Annotated in this window: 4 protein-coding genes; 2 read left to right on the top strand and 2 right to left on the bottom strand. The window is 43.6% G+C overall.

Annotated elements, in window-relative coordinates:
* Positions 1-936: amidohydrolase (locus tag AB3112_RS09125; protein ID WP_367334343.1), on the top strand; the 936-nt coding region annotated here is incomplete at its 5' end.
* Between the two features lie 131 nt (positions 937-1,067).
* Here the strand turns inward: AB3112_RS09125 and AB3112_RS09120 are convergent.
* Together AB3112_RS09120 and AB3112_RS09115 are read right to left on the bottom strand one after the other, a co-directional pair.
* Positions 1,068-2,339: an oligosaccharide MFS transporter gene (locus AB3112_RS09120; protein WP_084974534.1), complete on the bottom strand. Its 1,272-nt coding sequence runs from the start codon at positions 2,337-2,339 to the stop codon at positions 1,068-1,070.
* Between the two features lie 23 nt (positions 2,340-2,362).
* Positions 2,363-3,328: a family 43 glycosylhydrolase gene (locus AB3112_RS09115; RefSeq protein WP_084998394.1), complete on the bottom strand. Its 966-nt coding sequence runs from the start codon at positions 3,326-3,328 to the stop codon at positions 2,363-2,365.
* A 271-nt stretch (positions 3,329-3,599) separates the two neighbouring features.
* Between AB3112_RS09115 and AB3112_RS09110 the strand changes: the two genes are divergently transcribed.
* A partial coding sequence (locus AB3112_RS09110; protein ID WP_367334342.1) for an ArsR/SmtB family transcription factor occupies positions 3,600-3,977 on the top strand: 378 nt, incomplete at its 3' end.

Genomic DNA, 3,977 nt, shown 5'->3' with positions numbered 1-3,977 from the left:
TTAGAAAACGGCATTGTCGCCATCGGAGAAATGATGGGTCGAACCCAACCATATGACTCACTAGAGTTGTACCAGGATGCTGTAAAAGACGAATTCAAGCCTAAAGCCTCCATTTACTATGTCTATGATGAAGTTGCTGGTCAACCGCGGTTACTGCCGACAGATGACCCACAGCTCAGAATTGCCGGCATCAAAGTCTTCATGGATGGCAGCATCTCAGGGGAAACTGCTTATAACAGTGTGCCTTATCCAAGTGGTATTCAGGGTGTCTGCCTGACGGACGCCGATAAGCTCAAACAAGCTGTTGACTTTGCTCAAAGCAACCACCTCCAAGTCGCCGTTCACGCCATGGGTGATGCTGCGATTCAACTCATTTTAGACGTCACCGATCAGATGACCCCTTGGCTATCGGATCGGCCGTCGATTCGCATCGAGCACGCTTCAATCTTGTCAGACGCAATGCTCAACCAACTTAATCACGCCAGAATGAATTACGCCTTGGTAACACAACCGATTTTCTTTTTTGCTGAAGATGAGTCGTACCGTCATTTCTTATCGCCAAAGCAGTTCAAGGAAGCCTACCGGGTCAAATCCATGATTAAGTCCAAAGCGGCGTTTGCCTTGAGTTCAGATGCGCCATGTACGCCATGGGCCGAGCCGGACAGTCCATTTGTTAATATTTACGCTGCGGTCACCCGCAAAGCGTCAAACGGTGACGAGGTGAACGCCGACGAGGCCATTACTGTCCTGGAAGCTGTTCTAGCGTACACGAACTGGCCAGCCAAAATTGGCGGCTTTACTTCAAATGGTCAGTTAACACCTGGCTTTGCCGGTGACTTTGTCATCTTGGACCGCGATATTTTTTCAGTGCCACACGAGGAAATCAAAGACGTCCGGGTTGCGCAAACTTGGATGGCGGGCAAACGGGTTTATTAAGATAAACAAATAGCACTTATCCATCTACACCACTTAGAGTTCTAAACAACTCTAGTGGCTTTCAAGGATAAGTGCTATTTTATGGGGTTTTATAGAGTGCTCACAAATTAAAGTGTTACTGAATTATTTGATCAAGCCTTGGTGTTACCTTCTTGGTCAACTTCACCAGCTTGAACAGGGTCTTCCTTCTTCAAAGTAAATGCAGCAAAGACCGTGACAACCGCAACGATTGCACCAAGAATGAGGTAAGTGTGGTGGAAACCGATTGAGTCGTACATGTTACCAGCAAGTGCTGAGAAGACGAAGACGGATATTTGTTTAGCGAAATTCGACGCCAGTGCGTAAACGGTCGCGTATACTCGAATATCGAAGGCTCCGGCAATATATTTCATGATTGAAACAAGTACCAACGGCATTTCGAATCCCGCAAGCAAACGGAGAAATACGACCCAGATGAGACTTGGGGATAACGCGCTACCAATAATCCGGATAGCTAAGATACAGCCGTAAATAATTAAACCATTTCTGGAACCAATCTTGTTAATGATCCAAGGCATTGGGAACATGAGCAGGAATTCCAGACCAATTTGTGCAGTGGTCATGTAACTATATGCCTGAGTTCCTTGTGCGGCGTTCTCAAAGAATGACTTGAAGAAGATAATAAACTGTTGGTCAAAAACATCGTAGATAGCTGAAGCGCCAATGTAGAAGATTGACAGATACCAGAAGTTCTTGATCTTGAAGATCTTACCAATTTGCTTCATGTCGAGCTTAGTTGAGGTATCCCCAGCAGCTGCGGCATTGTCCATGTCAATTTTATCGCTGAACATCAACAGACCAGTCAGAATGGTTGCTGAAATTGAACATGCCCAGAAAATCGCATTTGGTTGCCAAATGAACAACTGACCACCTAAGAATGAAGCTGTCATACCGGCTAATGAACCACCCATCCGTGAGTGACCATATTCAAAACCATTAGCCAAGCTGGCACGTTGAACATACTGTTCAATAACTGAAACACCACCGTTAAAGATGAAGCAAAGAAAGACCCCGGTGACTAAAGCAACCAACAATGAATTGATGTGCATCAATGGAAGAAAGACCCATTGGAAGTATGGTCCGATTAACATAGCAGCGATCGAAATCATAAATAGCAAGTTCTTCTTAAACAGTAATCGATCAGACCAAACACCAAATGCTGGTTGGAATAAAAGTGACAGACCGGACATTGCTGAAAATACGATTCCGGCTTCAGCACCGTTCAAGTGCCCGACTTGTTCCATCCAAAGGGTTAAATACCCAAAAATAATTTGCCACATGAAGAAGTAGGTAAAGTGGGTAAACGGGAAACCCCAGAAGTGCTTACTTTGCTTTTTTTGTGGTGCACTTTCACTATTTTGCATAATAACATGCCTCCTGCAATTTATTATTCATAGTTATAAGGAACCGGCTTACCAAAATTAGGGGTCCCGTCATCGTTCCAAGTAAACGCTTGAACCTTCGTATGACGGTTTGGATCGTAGAGCGGATCACCCTTAATTTCGGTGTAATCACGGCAGTGATAGACAAGAATATCGGTCTGACCATCTTCAGCGACTGTAAATGAATTGTGCCCAGGACCATATTGATGAGTTGCCATATCACTTTGAAATACAGGTGTCTTGGATTTGCTCCAATTTTTGGCGTCCAGTAAATCTTTATCATCGTCAATGCTTAACATTCCCATAGCATAGTGCTCATCAGTTGCGCTAGCCGAATAGGTGAGGAAGTAGTGGCCATTTCGATGAATGACGGCTGGCCCTTCGTTGACCCAAAATCCGATGGTTTCCCAATCAAACTCAGGTTTGGAAAGCATGACCGGCTTTGTTTTAAGTGTCCATGGATTTTCCATTTCGGCAATATAGAGATTTGAATTGCCTTTAATATCTGGATCTTTTTGAGCCCAGACGTAGTAAAGCTTGCCATTGGCTTCAAAACAGGTTGCGTCAAGTGAAAAGCTATCCATACCCGTTTGTACTTGACCATGTTCAACCCAATCGTCTTCGCTGCGCATTGGGTCAGCGTTGTCACACTCGATACAGAACATTCTGTGTTGGAACATCCCATTTTCGTCCAATGCGGTTGTTTCTGAGGCTGCAAAGTAGATAAACCACTTGCCGTCGATATAGTGAATTTCAGGCGCCCAGATCAACTGACTCATCGGTCCACTTTTATGCTTACGCCAAATCGTTCTTGGTGCTGCGTGCGCCAACCCTTCAAGGGTCTTTGCGCGTCGAATTTCGATCAGATTATAGGCAGGAACTGAGGCGGTAAAGTAATAGTAGCCGTCTGAGTGTTTGTAAATAAACGGATCGGCCCGCTGAACAATGAGCGGATTAATATAAACTGTCAAAGTAACATCCTCTTTTCTTATATTTGCTACGTATTGTCTATCTCTCTTGTGCACATTCTTATCATATTTTATGAATAAAGCGGTTACAAGCATTTATGTAACTATTCAATTACTTTTTGACTTAAAAAAATATTTTTGCTAATATAAAGGCGATTAGAAAACGGTTACAATTTTAAGATCAACATTTTTGTTGTTTTAAATTCCAAATTGGGTCTTAAACAACAAACCGCATTCGATATTCGCGTATTCAATTGGAAAAGAGGTCACAAGTGTGGATTTAGACATTTCAGACGACTCGCTTGAGGTTTACAAAGCCTTAGCGAGTCCCGTTCGAATCAAAATCATTCAAACACTCTCATCTAAACGAATGAGTGTTCAGGAGTTATCCCAAAAATTAAGCTTGAGTAGCACAATTGTTTTAATGCACCTTAATAAGCTGGCAGATGCAGGTATTATCGGGTATGAGCGGCAAGGTCACAGCAAGATTTCTTACCTTAAGGTTGATAACATAAATGTTCATTTTCCGACCACTATTTACCCGGCTTTTGCGGAATACCAAACGCAAGTGCCGGTGGGACAATTTACCGACTATTCTGTTACCCCTTCCTGCGGTCTCGCCGGCAAGAACGACTACATCGGCAAAGTCGAC

The organism is Lentilactobacillus sp., from assembly GCF_040773105.1.
GTDB classification, from domain to species: Bacteria; Bacillota; Bacilli; order Lactobacillales; family Lactobacillaceae; genus Lentilactobacillus; species Lentilactobacillus parabuchneri.
The sequence above is the reverse complement of the archived record's forward strand: the minus strand, read 5'-3'. Positions and strand labels throughout refer to the sequence as shown.